Origin of the sequence: Streptomyces sp. Ru71, from assembly GCF_002920535.1 — a bacterium.
Taxonomy (GTDB): Bacteria; Actinomycetota; Actinomycetes; order Streptomycetales; family Streptomycetaceae; genus Streptomyces.
The window spans coordinates 1-19296 of sequence record NZ_PQSS01000115.1 but is presented as its reverse complement, the minus strand read 5'-3'; the positions used below and the strand labels follow the sequence as shown (position 1 = coordinate 19296).

Genomic DNA, 19296 nt, shown 5'->3' with positions numbered 1-19296 from the left:
AATTATTCAAAGGGTTGGACCCAGAACTTCGGTTCCGGGTCCAGCCCTTTTTTGTTGGCCGTAACGTGAGGTTCAGCTTCCGCATCGAGCATCGCTCGCATGGGTGCTGCTGCAATGCTCAGAGCCGCCGGCATCGGCGTGGGCGACGAGGTCGTCGTGCCGGCCTTCGGGAACGCGGAGGTCGCCGTCGCGGTGACCCTGGCCGGTGCGCTGCCGGTCTTCGCGGACATAGATCCGGTGACGTACTGCCTGGACAGGGCCGCGGTCGAGGCGGCGGTAACTCCGCGGACAGCGGCCGTCGTTGTCGTCCATCGCTTCGGGCGGGCGGCCGATCTGAGGGCGTTGCGGGCGCTGGGGCAGCGGCACGGGCTGCTGGTGCTGGAGCAGGGCGAGTCGGAGGCGCCGTACGACGAGGTGGCGCAGCGACGGGAGCGTGCGGCGTATCTGGATGCCAGGCTGCGGGGGGTGTTGACCCCCGACGGCGGGGACGGGCACACCTACCAGCAGTACGTCGTGCGGGTGCCGGGCAACGGGCGTCCTGATCGTGACGCCTTCGCACGGGCCGTGCGGGCCAAGGGAGTCGAGTGCCGGGTGCCGGTGAAGACGCCTGTGCACCGGCTGCCGGAGTTCCGGCGGTGCGTGGCCCTGCCGGAGACCGAGCGGGCCGCCGACGAGACGCTCGCGCTGCCCGTCGATGCGGGTCTGACGAAACGGGACATGCAGCGCATTGTGGGTGCGTGTAATGCGCTCGGCGGCCTGCTGGAACCGGCCTTCTGAGCGAGTTTGGGAATCCCGGTCCGATCGGGGTATGCTTCATTTCGTTGCCGCGAGGGAAACCTCGAAAAAGCGACAGGCCCCTATAGCTCAGTCGGCAGAGCGTCTCCATGGTAAGGAGAAGGTCAACGGTTCGATTCCGTTTGGGGGCTCCAGCAGAAAAGGCCCCCGCCCATTGGGCGGGGGCCTTCTTCGTGTTCAGTCCTTGTGCGGCTCCGGGACACGCATCGCCAGAATTGCCATGTCGTCCGACGGGGCGTCCGACGCGAAGCGCTCCACCGCCCGCATGATGCGGGCGGCGACCGCGCCGGCCGTCAGGCCCGTGCAGGTGGTCAGGACGTCGGCGAGGCCGTCGTCGCCGAGCATGCGGGTGCCCTCGCGGCGTTCCGTGACGCCGTCCGTGACGCAGAGCAGCACATCGCCCGGGTCCAGCGTGACCGTCTGCTCGTAGAGCTCCAGGTCCTCCATGACGCCGAGCAGCGGCTGGGGTTCGGCGGCCGCCTCCACGGTGCCGTCCTGGCGCAGGCGCAGCGGCAGCGGGTGGCCGGCGCAGACCACCTTCAGTTCGGCGCTGCCGTCCTCCTGGGGGCGCATCTCGCCGTAGAGCAGGGTCAGGAAGCGGCTGCGGGCGCCCTCGTCGAGGATCGCGGAGTTCAGGCGTTCCAGGACGGCCGGGCCGGTGAGGCCCTCGCGGGCCAGCAGGCGCAGGGCGTGCCGGGCGAGGCCGGTGACGGCGGCGGCGTTGGGCCCCGTACCGCAGACGTCGCCGATGGCGAAGCCGTAGGCGCCGTCGCTGATGGGGAACAGGTCGTAGAAGTCGCCGCCGACCTCGTTGCCCTCGCCGGCCGCGCGGTAGATGACCTCGACCTCGACGCCGTCGATCTGGGGCAGCTCCGGGGGGAGCAGGCTGCGCTGGAGGGACTGGCTGATGGCCGTGCGCTCCGAGTACAGGCGGGCGTTGTCGAGGGCCAGGGCGGCCCGGCGGCTCAGGTCCTCGGCCAGTTCCAGGATTTCCTGGCGGAAGTGTTCGTCGGTGGGCTTGCCCAGGGTGAGCATGCCGATGACGCGGTTGCGGGCCACCAGCGGCAGGACGACCGTCTCGCCGCCCAGCGCGGAGGCCACGGCGAGCGTGGGGCCCATGCCGGAGGCGATCTGGTGGATGGGGCCGCCGGTGAGGCCGAGGCTGCGCATGGAGCTGCGCAGGGCCGCCTGGTGGGCCGTCTCGCCGGGGGTGGTCCAGACGCGGGCGCCGGGGGTCGGTACCGGGTCCGGCGGGGGGATCTTCGACAGCAGCGACTTGATGCCGTCGATGAGTTCCTCGTCCTCGTGCAGGACATACGACAGATACGGTTCGGAGGCCTGGTCGGCGATCGTGTAGACCGCGCACCAGGTGGCCAGCGTCGGGACCGTCATCTGGGCCATCAGGGCCAGCGTCTGGTCGCGGTCCAGGGTGCCGGCGAGGAGGTCGGAGGCCTCGACGAGGAAGCTGAGCGAGCCGCGGCGCAGGCGTTCCAGCTCGCCGAGGCGTGCCGACTCCACGGCCAGCGCGATGCGGTCGGCGGCGAACTGCAGGCGCAGGGCCTCTTCGTTGGAGTAGCGGCCCGGGGCCTCGGCGGCGACGCCGAGGGAGCCGGTGAGGCGGCCCTCGACCTTGAGCGGGACGGTGACGACGGAGCGCATGCCGGTGCCGTTGAGCAGGGGGACGGCTCCGGGGACGGCGGTGAGGTCGTCGTGGACGGCGGGCATGCGGGCCGAGCCGTAGCGGCCGGGGCCGGCCTCGACGGGGACGCGGGCGAAGCGCTGCCGGGCGGAGGGCAGGCCGGTGGAGGCGCGGACCTCCAGTTCGGTCTCGTCGTCGGTGGCGAGCAGCAGGAAGGCGGAGTCGCCGTCGAGCATGTCGCGGGCGCGTTCGACGGTGCGCTGGAGCAGGCCGTCGAGGTCGTCCGGGGCGGGGGAGCCGATGAAGGCGTCGAACGGGTCGCTGCTCTGCCCGTCGCCCTGCGTGGCGGTGTCGGAGGCGGGGGCGCGCAACGGCGTCTGCAGGACGGCGCGCTCGTGGTCGCGCACCAGGAGGCAGACCGTGGAGGGCTCGCCGGAGGTGTCGCGGATGCGCAGGTGGGAGGCGTAGACGGGGGTGACGCGGCCGTCGGCGCCGCGGATGCCGTAGCTGCCCTCCCAGCGGGAGAGTTGGAGGGCCTCGGCGATGCCGGTGCCGGTGCCGGGGGTCTGCGGCCAGGCCGCGAGGTCGGTGAGGGGTTTGCCGGTGACCTGGTCGGCGGCGTACCCGAAGAGGTCCTCGGCGTCCTCGTTCCAGGCGCTGATCGCGCCGGTGCGGTCGATCTGGACGACGGCGACGCGGATGCGGCCGTCGGCGACGGGCAGCAGCTCGGCCGGCAGTGCGGGGCCGGCGGTGCGGGTGCCGACGGGGCGCTCGGGCAGGTCGAGCTGGAACCAGACGTTCTTGTGGGTGGGGGTGTAGTCCACGCCCCAGCGGCCGGCCAGCGCGGCGCACAGCTGGAGGCCTCGGCCGCCCTCGCGGTCGGGGCTGCCCATGTTGACGGCGGCGCTCTGGACGGGGATCTCGCGCTCGGGGTAACGGTCGGAGACCTCGATGCGGACGCCGTCCTCGCTGCGCAGGCACAGCACGTCGGCGTGGGTGCCGGCGTGGACCACGGCGTTGGTCACCAGTTCGCTGGTCAGGACGACGGCGTCGTCCACGATGTCCGCGAAGCCCCAGCCCTGCAGGGTGTCGCGGACGAAGGATCGGGCGGTCGCGACCGATCGCCCGACGGGCTCGAAGCTGGCAGCCGCGCGCGCGGTGATCACGAAACTCCTCGGCCGGTCGTCGGCGTGCTGGGCTGTCCCGTCGTCGGGCCCGCGCCGCTGGTGTGGCGGGCGCGCGCTCGTCGGCCGGGGTTCCGGGGGTTGTGCCCCCGGGATCAGTCCGGTGGTCATGTGTGCGGCCGCCCCTCCGATGCCCGCTCGTACTCGTGCCACCGCCCAGGCCGGACGGAACCGGCGTGGCTGGACAGCCGCATGCAAGGTTACTTACCTTCCCGGTCCATGCGGATGCCGGTCACCAGTGTTTCCGTCCGGAGGGTGTGCGGACGATGTGCGAAGCTGCCGAACTGTTATGGCCTGGTTCGGCGAGGGTGAAACACTGGGCAGGCTTCCGGTGAAGGTCCGGACAGGCTGAGTGTCTTCCGTCCATGGCGGGCAGCAGCCCGTTCGTGTGGCCTGCCGCCGGCGGGCTGACAACACGTGGCACCCGGTACGTCTCAGTGGCGGGACCGGTCCAGGACGAGCACGACAGTAACGGTCGACCCCTGCGGGAGGGACACAGTGGAGTCTGGCGCAGCGACGCGTGGCACGAAGACGCGCGCGAAAGGCGGACAGTCCCTGAAGAACCAGCGCACCTCTCGGGGTGGGACCACCGTGGTGGACACGGCCGCCCTGAACCGGCTCCTGGCGGCCCTGGTGTCCATGCGCGACGGGAACTTCCGCAAGCGGCTCACGGTGTCCGGGGACGGCGTGATGTCGGAGATCGCGGCCGTGTTCAACGAGGTGGCCGACCGCAATCTGCATCTGACGGGTGAGCTGTCGCGGGTGCGGCGCATGGTCGGACGTGAGGGAAAGCTCACGGAACGGCTGGAGACGGGCGCCTGCGAGGGTTCCTGGGCGTCCGCCATCGACGCCTCCAACGACCTGGTCGACGACCTCGTACGGCCGGTCTCCGAGGTCAGCCGGGTGCTGTCGGCGGTCGCGGAGGGCGATCTGTCGCCGCGCATGGAGCTGCGGACGCAGGCGGCGGAGGGGCCGGGGCATCCGCTGCGCGGGGAGTTCCTGAAGGTCGCGCGGACTGTGAACAACCTTGTCGATCAGCTGTCGACGTTCACCGACGAGGTCACCCGGGTGGCCAGCGAGGTGGGCACCGAGGGCAAGCTCGGCGGGCAGGCACGCGTGCGTGGTCTGTCGGGCTCCTGGAAGGACCTGACGGACTCCGTCAACACGATGGCGTCGCGGCTGACCGCGCAGGTGCGGGACATCGCGCTGGTGACCACGGCGGTCGCCAAGGGTGATCTGTCACGCAAGGTGACGGTGCATGTGGCCGGCGAGATGCTGGAGCTGAAGAACACCGTCAACACGATGGTCGACCAGCTCTCCGCGTTCTCCTCGGAGGTGACGCGGGTCGCCCGCGAGGTGGGCACCGAGGGCATCCTGGGCGGTCAGGCGCAGGTGCCGGGCGTGGACGGGGTGTGGAAGGAGCTGACCGACTCCGTCAACACGATGGCAGGAAACCTCACTGCCCAGGTGCGCGGCATCTCCGAGGTGACGACGGCGGTCGCGAGCGGTGATCTGTCGCGGAAGGTGACGGTTCCGGCGCGCGGAGAGGTCGCGCAGCTCGCCGACACGATCAACCAGATGACGGAGACGCTGCGGATCTTCGCCGACGAGGTCACGCGCGTGGCCAACGAGGTCGGTGCCGAGGGGCGGCTCGGCGGGCAGGCGAACGTGCCGGGCGCGGCGGGCACGTGGAAGGACCTGACGGATTCGGTCAACACCGTCTTCCGGAACCTGACCACGCAGGTGCGGGACATCGCGGCCGTGACGACGGCGGTGGCCAACGGTGATCTGTCGCAGAAGGTCACCGTGGACGTGGCCGGCGAGATGCTGGAGCTGAAGAACACCGTCAACGGGATGGTGGACCAGCTGCAGGCGTTCGGTGCCGAGGTCACGCGGGTGGCGCGGGAGATCGGTGTCGAGGGTGAGCTGGGCGGTCAGGCGCAGGTGCCGGGCGCGGCGGGCACCTGGAAGGACCTGACGGACTCCGTCAACACCGCTTTCCGTAACCTAACCGGTCAGGTGCGCAACATCGCCCAGGTGACGACGGCGGTGGCCAACGGCGATCTGTCGCAGAAGGTCACCGTGGACGTCTCCGGCGAGATGCTCCAGCTGAAGAACACCGTGAACACGATGGTGGACCAGCTGTCGTCGTTCGCCGACCAGGTGACGCGCATGGCGCGGGACGTGGGCACGGAGGGCCGGCTCGGCGGTCAGGCCCGCGTGGACGGCGTGTCGGGCACCTGGAAGGAGCTCACCGACTCCGTCAACTTCATGGCGGGCAACCTCACCTCGCAGGTGCGGCAGATCGCCCAGGTGACGACGGCGGTGGCGCGCGGCGATCTCTCCCAGAAGATCGACGTCGACGCGCGCGGCGAGATCCTGGAGCTGAAGAACACCATCAACACGATGGTCGACCAGCTCTCCGCCTTCGCCGACCAGGTGACCCGGGTGGCCCGCGAGGTGGGCACCGACGGCCGTCTGGGCGGTCAGGCGCAGGTGCCGGGCGTGGCCGGCGTGTGGCGGGACCTGACCGATTCCGTGAACGGAATGGCAGGAAACCTCACCGCCCAGGTGCGCAACATCGCCCAGGTGGCCACGGCGGTGGCGCGCGGTGACCTGTCCCAGAAGATCACCGTGGACGCGCGCGGGGAGATCCTGGAGCTGAAGAACACCCTGAACACGATGGTCGACCAGCTGTCGTCGTTCGCCCAGGAGGTCACGCGCGTGGCCCGCGAGGTGGGCACCGAGGGCATCCTGGGCGGCCAGGCGGAGGTGCAGGGCGTCTCCGGCACCTGGAAGGACCTCACCCAGTCCGTGAACGGTATGGCCAACAACCTGACCCTTCAGGTGCGGTCCATCGCCGAGGTCACCACCGCGGTCGCCAAGGGCGATCTGTCGAAGAAGATCACCGTCGACGCCAAGGGCGAGATCCTTGAGCTGGTGACGACCGTCAACACGATGGTCGACCAGCTGTCGTCGTTCGCCGAGCAGGTGACCCGGGTGGCCCGTGAGGTGGGCACCGAGGGCATTCTGGGCGGTCAGGCGCATGTGCCGGGTGTCACGGGCATCTGGAAGGACCTGAGCGACAACGTCAACCTGATGGCGAAGAACCTCACCACTCAGGTGCGCAACATCTCCCAGGTGTCGGCGGCGGTCGCCAACGGTGACCTGACGCGGCAGGTGACCATCGAGGCGCGCGGTGAGGTGGCGCAGCTCGCCGACACCATCAACACGATGGTGAAGACGCTGAGTTCGTTCGCGGAGCAGGTCACCAAGGTGGCCCGTGAGGTGGGCACGGACGGCATCCTGGGCGGTCAGGCGCATGTGCCGGGTGTGGCCGGCACGTGGAAGGACCTCACCGAGTCGGTGAACCAGATGGCGTCCAACCTGACCGGTCAGGTGCGCAACATCGCCCTGGTCACCACCGCGATCGCCAAGGGTGACCTGAGCAAGAAGATCGACATCGACGCGCGCGGTGAGATCCTGGAGCTGAAGACGACGATCAACACGATGGTCGACCAGCTGTCCAGCTTCGCCGAGGAGGTCACCCGGGTGGCCCGCGAGGTGGGCACCGAGGGTCAGCTCGGCGGCCAGGCACGCGTGCGTGACGTCGACGGCACCTGGCGCGACCTGACCGAGTCCGTGAACGAGATGGCCGGAAACCTCACCCGGCAGGTGCGGGCCATCGCGCGCGTGGCGACCGCGGTGACCCGCGGCGACCTGAACCTGAAGATCGACGTCGACGCCTCCGGCGAGATCCAGGAGCTGCAGGACTACATCAACAAGATGATCGCCAACCTGCGCGACACCACGATCGCCAACAAGGAGCAGGACTGGCTCAAGGGCAACCTGGCGCGCATCTCGGCGCTGATGCAGGGCCGGCGCGACCTGGAGGACGTGGCCTCGCTGATCATGAGCGAGCTGACGCCGGTGGTGTCGGCGCAGCACGGCGCGTTCTTCGTCGCCATGCCGTTGATGGAGGGCAAGGACGTCTCCGGCGGCGAGGACGACTACGAACTGCGCATGCTGGGGTCGTACGGCTACTCGATGGGTTCGATGCCGACGTCGTTCCGGCCCGGTGAGGCGCTGGTGGGCACGGCCGCCGAGGAGAAGCGCACGATCCTGGTGGAGAACGCGCCCAGCGGCTATCTGAAGATCTCCTCCGGGCTCGGCGAGGCGCCGCCGGCCCAGGTGATCGTGTTGCCGGTGCTGTTCGAGGGCAAGGTGCTCGGCGTGATCGAGCTGGCGTCGTTCACGCCGTTCACGCAGATCCAGAAGGACTTCCTGAACCAGATCGCGGAGATGATCGCGACCAGCGTCAACACCATCTCCGTCAACACCAAGACCGAGCAGCTGCTGAAGCAGTCGCAGGAGTTGACCGAGCAACTGCGGGAGCGCTCTGCGGAGTTGGAGCAGCGGCAGAAGGCGCTGCAGGCGTCCAACGCCGAGCTGGAGGAGAAGGCCGAGCTGCTGGCGCGGCAGAACCGCGACATCGAGGTGAAGAACACCGAGATCGAGGAGGCGCGGCAGGTCCTGGAGGAGCGTGCCGAGCAGCTCGCGGTGTCGATGCGCTACAAGAGCGAGTTCCTGGCCAACATGTCGCACGAGCTGCGCACGCCGCTGAACTCGCTGCTGATTCTGGCCAAGTTGCTCGCCGACAACGCCGAGGGCAACCTGTCGCCGAAGCAGGTGGAGTTCGCCGAGACGATCCACGGCGCGGGCTCGGACCTGCTGCAGCTGATCAACGACATCCTGGACCTGTCGAAGGTCGAGGCGGGCAAGATGGACGTCTCGCCGACGCGGATCGCGCTGGTCCAGCTCGTGGACTACGTGGAGGCCACGTTCCGGCCGCTGACCGCGGAGAAGGGTCTGGACCTGTCGGTGCGGGTCTCGCCGGAGCTGCCGGCCACGCTGCACACCGACGAGCAGCGGCTGCTGCAGGTGCTGCGCAACCTGCTGTCCAACGCGGTGAAGTTCACCGACTCCGGTTCGGTGGAGCTGGTGATCCGGCCGGCGGGTGCGGACGTGCCGCAGTCCATCCGCGAGCAGCTGTTGGAGGTCGGCTCGCTGACCAGCCCCGACGAGCCGCTGATCGCGTTCTCGGTGACCGACACCGGCATCGGCATCGCGGCCAGCAAGATGCGGGTGATCTTCGAGGCGTTCAAGCAGGCCGACGGCACCACCAGCCGCAAGTACGGCGGTACGGGCCTGGGGCTGTCGATCTCGCGGGAGATCGCGCAGCTGCTCGGCGGTGAGATCCACGCGCAGAGCGAGCCGGGCCGTGGTTCGACGTTCACGCTGTACCTGCCGCTGCACATGAGCGAGCTGCCGCCGCAGGGCTACCAGCAGGCCGCGCCGGCGCTGGGGGTCGGTGAGCTGGTGGCGGCGTCCGAGAACGGCGCCTCGGAGCTGGTGGGCGTGGAGATCGAGACGCCGGCCGAGGTGAAGTCGTACCAGGAGACCCAGAACGGGGCCGCGGCGCTCTTCCGGCGTCGCCGCCGGGCGTCCGCGGCGCTGGAGCAGCGCCCGGCGCAGCCCGAGCAGTGGTCCGGGGTGTCGGGGCCGTCCGCGGCGGAGCAGGAGGCGGCGTCGCAGCCGCACCGCGGCATCCGCTTCGGCGGCCAGAAGGTGCTGATCGTCGACGACGACATCCGCAACGTGTTCGCGCTGACCAGTGTCCTGGAGCAGCACGGCCTGTCCGTGCTGTACGCGGAGAACGGCCGCGAGGGCATCGAGGTGCTGGAGCAGCACGAGGACGTGGCGGTCGTCCTGATGGACATCATGATGCCCGAGATGGACGGGTACGCCACGACCACCGCGATCCGCCGGATGCCGCAGTTCTCCGGGCTGCCGATCATCGCGCTGACCGCCAAGGCGATGAAGGGCGACCGGGAGAAGGCCATCGAGTCGGGTGCGTCCGACTACGTCACGAAGCCGGTCGACCCCGACCATCTGCTGTCGGTGATGGAGCAGTGGATGCGCGGGGAATGATCGGTGACGTTCACCGGGAGTCGCTGACGGAGGGTGCGCGCAGCCGTGTAGAAGTACGGCATCCGGGGAACCTTCTGGTCTCCCGCTACGTTTCTGCTACGTGCACAGTGACATCGCGGTGACAGGGTGTGGCGACAGGCGGGGTGCAGCTACCATGACCGGCACGAGGACGGGCGGCGCCAGGGAGTCGTCCTTCGGGGCGGCGCCCGGTGCTTCCCCGAGTCCTGTGGACAGGGGAGGCCCCACGCCGGGGCGAGGAGGGCGGGCCATGGTGCAGAAGGCCAAGATCCTCCTGGTCGATGACCGGCCGGAGAATCTGCTGGCGCTGGAGGCGATCCTCTCTGCGCTCGATCAGACGCTGGTGCGGGCATCGTCCGGGGAGGAAGCACTCAAAGCACTGCTCACGGACGACTTCGCGGTCATCCTGCTGGACGTCCAGATGCCGGGCATGGACGGCTTCGAGACGGCCGCCCACATCAAGCGGCGGGAGCGGACCCGGGACATCCCGATCATCTTCCTCACCGCGATCAACCACGGCCCCCACCACACCTTCCGCGGGTACGCGGCGGGCGCTGTCGACTACATCTCCAAGCCCTTCGACCCGTGGGTGCTGCGGGCGAAGGTCTCCGTGTTCGTCGAGCTGTACATGAAGAACTGCCAGCTGCGGGAGCAGGCCGCGCTGCTGCGGCTGCAGTTGGAGGGCGGCGGCAAGGACGGGGTGGCCGGCAAGGAGTCGGCCGGGCTGCTCGCGGAGCTGTCCGCGCGGCTCGCCGCCGTCGAGGAGCAGGCCGAGGCGCTGTCCAAGCAGTTGGACGAGGAGTCGGCCGACGCGGCCGCGGTCGCCACGGCGGCGCATCTGGAGCGCAAACTCACCGGCCTGCGCCGGGCCCTGGACGCCCTGGAGCCGGGCACCGGCGCCGGCGGTTCCGCGGTGCCTCCGCAGAGCTGACCCACACCACAGGGTGCCTCCGCAGAGCCAACCCCCACCACGGGGTGCCTCCACAGAGCTGACCGGGTGCGGAACGGCGCGGGCGGCGCGCGCGGTTGCGTATGAGCGCGCGTCAGTTCCCCACCCGTTCAAGGACGACACGAACGGGTGAAGCACTGGGCACACGTGTCCGCTGTCGTCTCCACCGGTAACCTCACACCTATGGCCTCACGTCCCTCCGCAGCCAAGAAGCAGCCCGCGAAGAAGGCGGCCGCTCCCGCGAAGGCTCCGGCGAGGAAGGCCGTCGCGAAGAAGGCCCCGGCCAAGAAGGCGCCCGCGAAGAAGGCCGTGGCGAAGAAGCCCGCGCCCAAACCGGCACCGAGTCCCACCGGGGGCGTGTACCGGCTCGTGCGCGCCCTGTGGCTGGGCGTGGCCCACGCCGTCGGCGCCGTCTTCCGCGGCATAGGACAGGGCGCGAAGAACCTCGACCCCGCCCACCGCAAGGACGGCCTCGCGCTGCTGCTGCTCGGCATCGCGCTGATCGTCGCCGCCGGCACCTGGGCCGACCTCAAGGGCCCCGTCGGTGACCTGGTCGAGATCCTGGTGACCGGCGCGTTCGGCCGGCTGGATCTGCTGGTACCGATCCTGCTCGGCGCGATCGCCGTGCGCTTCATCCGCCACCCGGAACAGCCCGAGGCCAACGGCCGGATCGTGATCGGACTGTCCGCGCTGGTCGTCGGCGTGCTCGGGCAGGTCCACATCGCCTGCGGCTCACCCGCCCGCAGCGCCGGCATGCAGGCCATAAGGGACGCCGGCGGCCTGATCGGCTGGGCGGCGGCCACCCCGCTGACGTACAGCATGACCGAGGTGCTGGCCGTACCGCTGCTGGTGCTGCTGACGATCTTCGGGCTGCTGGTGGTCACGGCCACCCCGGTCAACGCGATCCCGCAGCGGCTGCGGCAGCTCGGCGTGCGGCTGGGCATCCTGCACGACCCGGTGGCCGAGGAGTACGCCGAGTACTCCGACGACGACGCGCGCTACGACGAGCAGTGGCGCGAGGCGCTGCCCGAGCGCCCCAGGAGGCGTTCGAGCGCCCCCCAGGCGTACGACCCCGACAGCGCCGAACAGGAGGCGCTCGAAAAGCGCCGGGGCCGCCCGCGCCGCTCCGCCGTCCCGCAGCCCGCCCCCGACCGGCGGCTGGACGCCGTGGACATCGCCGCCGCCGCTGCCGCCGACCTCGACGGCGCGGTCCTGCACGGCATGCCGCCCTCGCCGCTCGTCGCCGACCTCACCCAGGGCGTCAGGATCGGCGACCGCGAGGACACCACGCCGACCCCCACCCCGGTGCCGGCCGCGCGGCCCCAGCCGGGCAAGCGCGCCCCGCGGCCCGAGCAGCCCGAGCCGGAGCCGGCCGAGGCCAAGTCCGCCGTCCCCGACCTCACCAAGGCGCCGCCGTCCGAGCCCCGCGACCTGCCGCCGCGCGCCGAGCAGCTCCAGCTGTCCGGCGACATCACCTACGCACTGCCCTCGCTGGACCTGCTCATAAGGGGCGGCCCCGGCAAGGCGCGCAGCGCGGCCAACGACGCCATCGTGGAGTCGCTGACCACCGTCTTCACCGAGTTCAAGGTCGACGCCCGGGTCACCGGCTTCACCCGCGGCCCGACGGTCACCCGCTACGAGGTGGAGCTGGGCCCGGCCGTGAAGGTCGAGCGGATCACCGCGCTGACCAAGAACATCGCCTACGCCGTGGCCAGCCCGGACGTGCGGATCATCAGCCCGATCCCGGGCAAGTCCGCGGTCGGCATCGAGATCCCGAACACCGACCGGGAGATGGTCAACCTCGGCGACGTGCTGCGCCTCGCGGAGTCAGCGGAGGACGACGACCCGATGCTGGTCGCCTTCGGCAAGGACGTCGAGGGCGGGTACGTCATGCACTCGCTGGCGAAGATGCCGCACATGCTGGTCGCCGGCGCCACCGGCTCCGGCAAGTCGTCCTGCATCAACTGCCTGATCACCTCGGTGATGATGCGGGCGACCCCGGAGGACGTGCGGATGATCCTGGTCGACCCCAAGCGGGTCGAGCTGACCGCCTACGAGGGCATCCCGCACCTGATCACGCCGATCATCACCAACCCGAAGCGGGCCGCCGAGGCGCTGCAGTGGGTCGTGCGCGAGATGGACATGCGCTACGACGACCTCGCCGCGTACGGCTACCGGCACATCGACGACTTCAACCGCGCCGTGCGCGAGGGCAAGGTCAAGGCGCCCGAGGGCAGCGAGCGGGAGCTGCAGCCGTACCCGTACCTGCTGGTGATCGTCGACGAGCTGGCCGACCTGATGATGGTCGCGCCGCGTGACGTCGAGGACGCGATCGTGCGCATCACGCAGCTCGCGCGTGCGGCCGGCATCCATCTGGTGCTCGCCACGCAGCGTCCCTCGGTCGACGTCGTCACCGGTCTGATCAAGGCGAATGTGCCCTCGCGGCTCGCGTTCGCCACCTCGTCGCTGGCCGACAGCCGCGTCATCCTCGACCAGCCGGGCGCGGAGAAGCTGATCGGCAAGGGCGACGGGCTGTTCCTGCCGATGGGCGCGAACAAGCCGACCCGTATGCAGGGCGCGTTCGTGACCGAGGAGGAGGTCGCGGCCGTCGTCCAGCACTGCAAGGACCAGATGGCGCCGGTCTTCCGGGAGGACGTCGTCGTCGGCACCAAGCAGAAGAAGGAGATCGACGAGGACATCGGCGACGACCTGGACCTGCTGTGCCAGGCGGCCGAGCTGGTCGTCTCCACGCAGTTCGGCTCGACGTCCATGCTCCAGCGCAAGCTGCGGGTGGGCTTCGCGAAGGCCGGCCGGCTGATGGACCTGATGGAGTCGCGCAACATCGTCGGGCCGAGCGAGGGCTCCAAGGCGCGCGACGTGCTCGTCAAGCCGGATGAGCTGGACGGGGTACTGGCGGTCATCCGTGGGGAGTCCGACGGGTAGGTGTTCGCCGGAAGGTCCGCTTCGGTGCGCTTCACTGGAGCGGACCCTCCGTGACTCACCCGTTAGAGAACCTCGGGCAACCGTTTCCCCTCGCCACACGTCAAGTTGAGCGAGAGGACGGGTAGGGGTTTCATCATGGGCCCCGTGCCCGGCCCGTCATCGGTGTGCGGGGCCATTCCGATGGCGTACAAAGTCCTACCGCCCGGTTGCCCCACCCTTTCGTACCCCCCCTAGACTGAACCTCCAGCACAGGTGGCTACACGCTCGAAAGGCGCCCCCGTGTCCATCGGCAACTCCCCTGAAGACGAGCGTCCCTTCGAAGACGACCGTGAGGAAGCCCGCCTCTCCGTCGGCCGAGCCCTGCAGCAGGCCCGTATCGCCGCCGGACTGACCGTCGACGACGTCAGCAACGCCACCCGGGTCCGTATCGCGATCGTGCACGCGATCGAGGCCGACGACTTCGCCCCCTGTGGCGGGGACGTGTACGCCCGCGGCCACATCCGGACCCTGGCCAAGGCCGTCCACCTCGATCCCGGGCCGCTGGTCGAGCAGTACGACGCCGACCACGGCGGCCGTCCCGCGCCCACCCCGGCGGCGCCCCTGTTCGAGGCGGAACGTATCCGCCCCGAGCGGCGCGGCCCGAACTGGACGGCGGCCATGGTCGCGGCGATCGTCGTCGTGATCGGTTTCGTCGGCTTCACGTTCGTCAAGGGCGGCGACAGCGGCGCCGGGCAGCAGGCCGCCGAGGGGTCCGAGGCCGCGACCAGCGCGCCCGCCACGCCGAAGCCGACGAAGACCAGGCCCGACCAGAAGCCCGCGCCCTCCGACAGCGCCATCGCCGCCGCGCCCCAGGACAAGGTGACCGTCCAGGTCAGCGCCACCGACGGGCGCAGCTGGATCTCGGCCAGGGACCACACCGGCCGCATGATCTTCGACGGGCTGCTCAAGGAGGGCCAGTCCAAGACCTTCCAGGACAACTCCAAGATCAATCTGGTGCTCGGCGACGCGGGCGCCATCCAGCTGTACGTCAACGGCAAGAAGATCGACGACGACTTCCAGCCCGGCTCGGTGGAGCGGCTGACCTACACCAAGGGCGACCCGCAGGTCGGCTAGGCAGGGGCGTGATCGAAGGGGCCGGCCAAGATCGGCCAGCCCCTTCGACGTGGGGTGCCGGTGGGACGAAGTAGTCTTGAGCCCATGCCTGAACGCCGTACCGTCGCACTCGTCACCCTTGGCTGCGCCCGTAACGAGGTGGACTCGGAGGAGCTCGCAGGCCGTTTGGAGGCGGACGGCTGGCAGCTCGTGGAGGACGCCGAGGACGCCGACGTCGCCGTCGTGAACACCTGCGGCTTCGTCGACGCCGCCAAGAAGGACTCCGTGGACGCCCTGCTGGAGGCCAACGATCTCAAGGGCCATGGCAGAACGCAGGCCGTCGTGGCGGTGGGCTGCATGGCCGAGCGGTACGGCAAGGAACTCGCCGAGGCCCTCCCCGAGGCCGACGGCGTGCTCGGCTTCGACGACTACGCCAACATCTCCGACCGGCTCCAGACCATCCTGAACGGCGGCATCCACGCCGCGCACACCCCCCGCGACCGGCGCAAGCTGCTGCCGATCAGCCCGGCCGAGCGTCAGGAGTCGGCGGCCGCCGTGGCTCTGCCCGGCCACGGCCCGGCCGACCTGCCCGAGGGCGTCGCCCCGGCCTCCGGGCCGCGGTCGCCCCTGCGCCGGCGCCTGGACGGCTCGCCCGTGGCCTCCGTGAAGCTCGCCTCGGGCTGCGACCGGCGCTGCTCGTTCTGCGCCATCCCGTCCTTCCGCGGCTCCTTCATCTCGCGCCGCCCGAGCGATGTGCTCAACGAGACGCGGTGGCTGGCCGAGCAGGGCGTGAAGGAGATCATGCTGGTCTCCGAGAACAACACCTCCTACGGCAAGGACCTCGGCGACATCCGTCTGCTGGAGTCGCTGCTGCCCGAGCTGGCCGAGGTCGACGGCATCGAGCGGGTGCGCGTCAGCTACCTCCAGCCGGCCGAGATGCGCCCCGGCCTGATCGACGTGCTGACCTCCACCCCGAAGATCGCCCCCTACTTCGACCTGTCCTTCCAGCACTCCGCGCCCGACGTGCTGCGCGCGATGCGCCGCTTCGGCGACACCGACCGCTTCCTGGAGCTGCTCGACACGATCCGGAGCAAGGCCCCCGAAGCGGGAGTGCGCTCCAACTTCATCGTCGGCTTCCCCGGCGAGTCGGAAGGCGACCTGGCCGAGCTGGAGCGTTTCCTGAACGGAGCGCGGCTGGACGCGATCGGTGTCTTCGGCTACTCCGACGAGGAGGGCACCGAGGCGGCGACGTACGACAACAAGCTGGACGAGGACGTCGTGGCCGAGCGCCTGGCGCGGGTGTCCCGGCTGGCCGAGGAGCTCGTCTCGCAGCGCGCCGAGGAGCGCGTCGGCGAAACCGTGCACGTCCTGGTCGAGTCCGTCGACGAGGAGGAGGGCGTCTACGGCCGAGCGGCCCACCAGGCGCCCGAGACGGACGGCCAGGTGCTGCTCACGAGCGGCGAAGGCCTGAGCGTCGGTCGTATGGTCGAGGCGAAGGTGGTCGGTACGGAAGGTGTCGACCTGGTGGCCGAGCCGCTGGCGTGTCCTGAGGAGGCGGGCAGATGACGGGTGTACCGGCGTCGTCCGCCGCGGGCGGCTCCTCCCAGGCGAAGGGGGCGTCGGTGCCGTCCGGGCCGGACGCCTCCGGCGCATCGGCGGGCACGTCCGGCGCGGCGGAGGGTGGCCGGTCGCCGCGCGGTGGGAAGATCGCCGCGGCCGCCGTCAACCAGGCGAGCGTGTGGAACGTCGCCAATCTGCTGACCATGCTCCGGCTCGTCCTCGTGCCGGGCTTCGTCGCGCTGATGCTGGCCGACGGCGGATACGACCCGGCGTGGCGGTCGCTGGCCTGGGCGGCCTTCGCCATCGCCATGATCACCGACCTGTTCGACGGGCATCTGGCGCGCACCTACAACCTCGTCACCGACTTCGGGAAGATCGCCGACCCCATCGCCGACAAGGCGATCATGGGTGCGGCGCTGATCTGTCTGTCCGCCCTCGGCGATCTGCCGTGGTGGGTGACGGCCGTGATCCTCGGCCGGGAACTCGGCATCACCCTGCTGCGTTTTCTGGTCATTCGGTACGGCGTCATCCCGGCCAGCCGCGGGGGCAAGCTCAAGACGCTCACCCAGGGCGTGGCCGTCGGCATGTACGTGCTGGCGCTGACGGGGTGGCTGGCGACCGCGCGGTTCTGGGTGATGGCCGTCGCGGTGGTACTGACGGTGGTGACCGGTCTGGACTACATCAGACAGGCCATTGTGCTGCGCCGGCGGGGAATCGCCGAGCGCCGTGCGGCGTTGGAGGAGAAGGAAGCGTGAGTTCCACGGCCGCCGACGTGGTGCGACTACTGACGGTGAGGGGCGAGACCCTGGCCGTCGCGGAGTCGCTGACCGGCGGAATGGTGGCGGCGGAGATCACCGCCGTACCGGGGGCGTCCAAGGCGTTCCGCGGTTCGGTGACGGCGTACGCCACCGCGCTGAAGGAGGAGCTGCTCGGCGTGGACGCCACATTGCTGGCCACCCGCGGAGCGGTGGACGCGCAGGTCGCGGCCCAGATGGCGGTCGGCGTGCGCAAGGCGCTGGGCGCCGACTGGGGCATCGCGACCACCGGTGTCGCCGGCCCGGAACCGCAGGACGGGCAGCCGGTCGGGACGGTCTTCGTGGCCGTGGACGGCCCCTTCGGCACGGGTTCCGGTTCCGCCGGTGGCGGAAAAGTGGAGGCCCTGCGGTTGAACGGCGACCGCGCGGAAATCCGTAGAGAGAGTGTACGGAGCGTGCTCGTACTGCTTCTGAGGGAGCTTGCGGGCGAACAGATCGGGAATGAGCGGGCACAGGATACGGAACGGAACGGGGGGTTTTGATGTTTGCAGCCCTGAGTGAACACGACATCGCTCCCCGCACGGCCGCGGCGCAAGGCGGTACGGTGGGGCGTGAAGGATGCGGCTACGCGGTCCGAGGAGGGAGCCACCGATGATTCTGCTCCGTCGCCTGCTGGGTGACGTGCTGCGTCGGCAGCGCCAACGCCAGGGCCGTACTCTGCGCGAAGTCTCCTCGTCCGCCCGAGTCTCGCTCGGCTATCTCTCCGAGGTGGAGCGGGGGCAGAAGGAGGCTTCCTCCGAGCTGCTCTCCGCCATCTGCGACGCGCTGGACGTACGGATGTCCGAGCTCATGCGGGAAGTGAGCGACGAACTCGCCCTCGCCGAGCTGGCGCAGTCTGCCGCGGCCACTCCCAGCGAGTCCGTGCCCACACCGGTTCGTCCGATGCTGGGCTCCGTGTCGGTGACCGGTGTGCCACCGGAAAGGGTGACCATCAAGGCGCCCAGCGAAGCGGTGGACGTCGTCGCCGCCTGACACGTCTGTTCGTGGCCCCGGCCGGGGCTTCTCCGGAAACGGTCCGGAGGAGTGCGGTCGGGGTTTTGCGTTTCTGATGCGCTTTCGGATGCTTTGTCGCACTGATGGCGAGTTTCGTCCGTTTGCCGGTATCGGATGGGGCGGTCATGGTGGAGGGGCACGACCGGGTGACCCAACGGAGGCGTGGATGAACGTCGTGAAGAGCCCCCTGTCCGACACCGCCCTGAAGACCGTCGCCGAGGCGCTGCAGGGCGCGCTCGTCGACCTCGTGGACCTGTCACTGGTGGCCAAGCAGGTGCACTGGAACGTCGTGGGCCCGAGGTTCCGATCCGTCCACCTGCAGCTGGACGAGGTCGTCGACAGCGCGCGCACCCACATGGACACGGTCGCGGAACGGGCGTCCGCGCTCGGCGTGTCGCCGGACGGCCGGGCGGCGACGGTGGCCGCCGGCAGTGGGCTCGGGCAGGTCTCGGAGGGCTGGATCAAGGACGCGGACGCGGTGCAGACCCTCGTGGACGCGCTGGGTGCGGCGATCACCCGGATGCGGGAGCGGGTGACGGCGACGGCCGAGCCCGACCCGGTCAGCCAGGACCTGTTCATCCAGATCACGCAGGACCTTGAGAAGCACCACTGGATGTTCCAGGCCGAGAACAGCTGACGGCCGGGCCTTGCCGGTGCCCCGGTGTGCCGCTCGCGCGCCCTGGCGGACCCCGGGGCGCGCTGGTGGTGTCCGGCTGGAGGGGGCGGGTGGCGTCGCGGGGCGGGTGGCGCGCTGGGGAGCCGGAGCGGGCCTTGCCGCCGTGTGGTGGTGGGCCGTGCTCCGGATCGCCTGCACGCCCGCCGCCGGGGCCCTGGAGGGCGCGATCGCCGCCGGGGGCTGGGGGCTGAGCCTGCTGCCGGTGCACTGTGCGGCCAAGGCGCGTGCGGCTGGGGCGGTCCCGACGGGGCGGTGGCGACAGGCATGGCGCGTCGGCACGGCGTCCGCGCCCCCGCATGCCACGTCGTCGCGATACCCACGGTCTGACGAACGATCCTGACGATACGTCAATTAATGGAGCGGTGCCGGTCTCCGCGGGACGTCGCCGGACTCGGTGCCGGGCCCGTCTGGCACCTCGGGCACCAGTACGTCGGGCGCTCGCGGGAGCCGTCGCCCTGGTCGGCCACCCGGATCGAGGTGCGGCAGCGCAGGCAGGGGCGGGGTGCGCGGCCGTAGACGAACAGGTCCTGGCCGCGCCGGCCCGTCGTGGCACGCACCGGGCGGTCGCGGTTGACCTCCAGCAGCTTCTTGGCCAGCGCGGGCAGCTGGGCGGCACGCTCGGCGGGCAGCGCGCCGACCGG

General features: G+C 70.4%; 11 protein-coding genes, 1 tRNA gene and 1 pseudogene. 11 read left to right on the top strand and 2 right to left on the bottom strand.

What is annotated here, in order from left to right:
- Nucleotides 1-114: 114 nt before the first annotated feature.
- Entirely contained in the window at nt 115-777 is a 663-nt protein-coding gene (locus C3489_RS35970) for a DegT/DnrJ/EryC1/StrS family aminotransferase (protein ID WP_103786342.1), read from the top strand.
- 76 nt (nt 778-853) lie between these two features.
- Nucleotides 854-929, top strand: a tRNA-Thr gene (locus C3489_RS35965).
- Nucleotides 930-972: 43 nt separating this feature from the next.
- Here the strand turns inward: C3489_RS35965 and C3489_RS35960 are convergent.
- A complete protein-coding gene (locus C3489_RS35960) occupies nt 973-3729 on the bottom strand; it encodes a SpoIIE family protein phosphatase (protein WP_103786341.1) in 2757 nt (918 codons plus the stop codon).
- A gap of 387 nt (nt 3730-4116) precedes the next feature.
- On the opposite strand from C3489_RS35960, the gene C3489_RS35950 reads away from it, so the two are divergent.
- From C3489_RS35950 to C3489_RS35910, 9 genes are all read left to right on the top strand, one after another.
- Nucleotides 4117-9609, top strand: coding sequence for a HAMP domain-containing protein (locus tag C3489_RS35950; protein WP_103786340.1), 5493 nt, complete (start codon nt 4117-4119; stop codon nt 9607-9609).
- Between the two features lie 268 nt (nt 9610-9877).
- Nucleotides 9878-10558 (top strand): two-component system response regulator, encoded by a 681-nt coding sequence (locus C3489_RS35945; RefSeq protein WP_103786339.1) that lies wholly within the window; start codon nt 9878-9880, stop codon nt 10556-10558.
- A 201-nt stretch (nt 10559-10759) separates the two neighbouring features.
- On the top strand, nt 10760-13519 hold the full coding sequence (locus C3489_RS35940; RefSeq protein ID WP_181139982.1) for a DNA translocase FtsK: 2760 nt from the start codon (nt 10760-10762) through the stop codon (nt 13517-13519).
- A gap of 279 nt (nt 13520-13798) precedes the next feature.
- Complete coding sequence (locus C3489_RS35935; protein WP_103786338.1) at nt 13799-14632, top strand: helix-turn-helix domain-containing protein; 834 nt, start codon at nt 13799-13801, stop codon at nt 14630-14632.
- Between the two features lie 84 nt (nt 14633-14716).
- Nucleotides 14717-16177, top strand: coding sequence for a 30S ribosomal protein S12 methylthiotransferase RimO (gene rimO, locus C3489_RS35930; RefSeq protein ID WP_103786337.1), 1461 nt, complete (start codon nt 14717-14719; stop codon nt 16175-16177).
- Nucleotides 16174-16926: a CDP-diacylglycerol--glycerol-3-phosphate 3-phosphatidyltransferase gene (pgsA, locus tag C3489_RS35925; RefSeq protein WP_103786336.1), complete on the top strand. Its 753-nt coding sequence runs from the start codon at nt 16174-16176 to the stop codon at nt 16924-16926. The genes rimO and pgsA overlap by 4 nt, the downstream gene beginning before the upstream one ends.
- A complete protein-coding gene (locus C3489_RS35920; RefSeq protein ID WP_103786335.1) occupies nt 16923-17468 on the top strand; it encodes a CinA family protein in 546 nt (181 codons plus the stop codon). Before pgsA ends, C3489_RS35920 begins: the two co-directional genes overlap by 4 nt.
- A 109-nt stretch (nt 17469-17577) precedes the next feature.
- Entirely contained in the window at nt 17578-17958 is a 381-nt protein-coding gene (locus C3489_RS35915; protein ID WP_103786334.1) for a helix-turn-helix domain-containing protein, read from the top strand.
- Nucleotides 17959-18145: 187 nt separating this feature from the next.
- Entirely contained in the window at nt 18146-18616 is a 471-nt protein-coding gene (locus C3489_RS35910; protein WP_103786333.1) for a Dps family protein, read from the top strand.
- Nucleotides 18617-19002: 386 nt separating this feature from the next.
- On the opposite strand, the pseudogene C3489_RS35900 reads toward C3489_RS35910, so the two are convergent.
- Nucleotides 19003-19296, bottom strand: a pseudogene (locus C3489_RS35900) (DNA glycosylase); the annotation flags it as partial.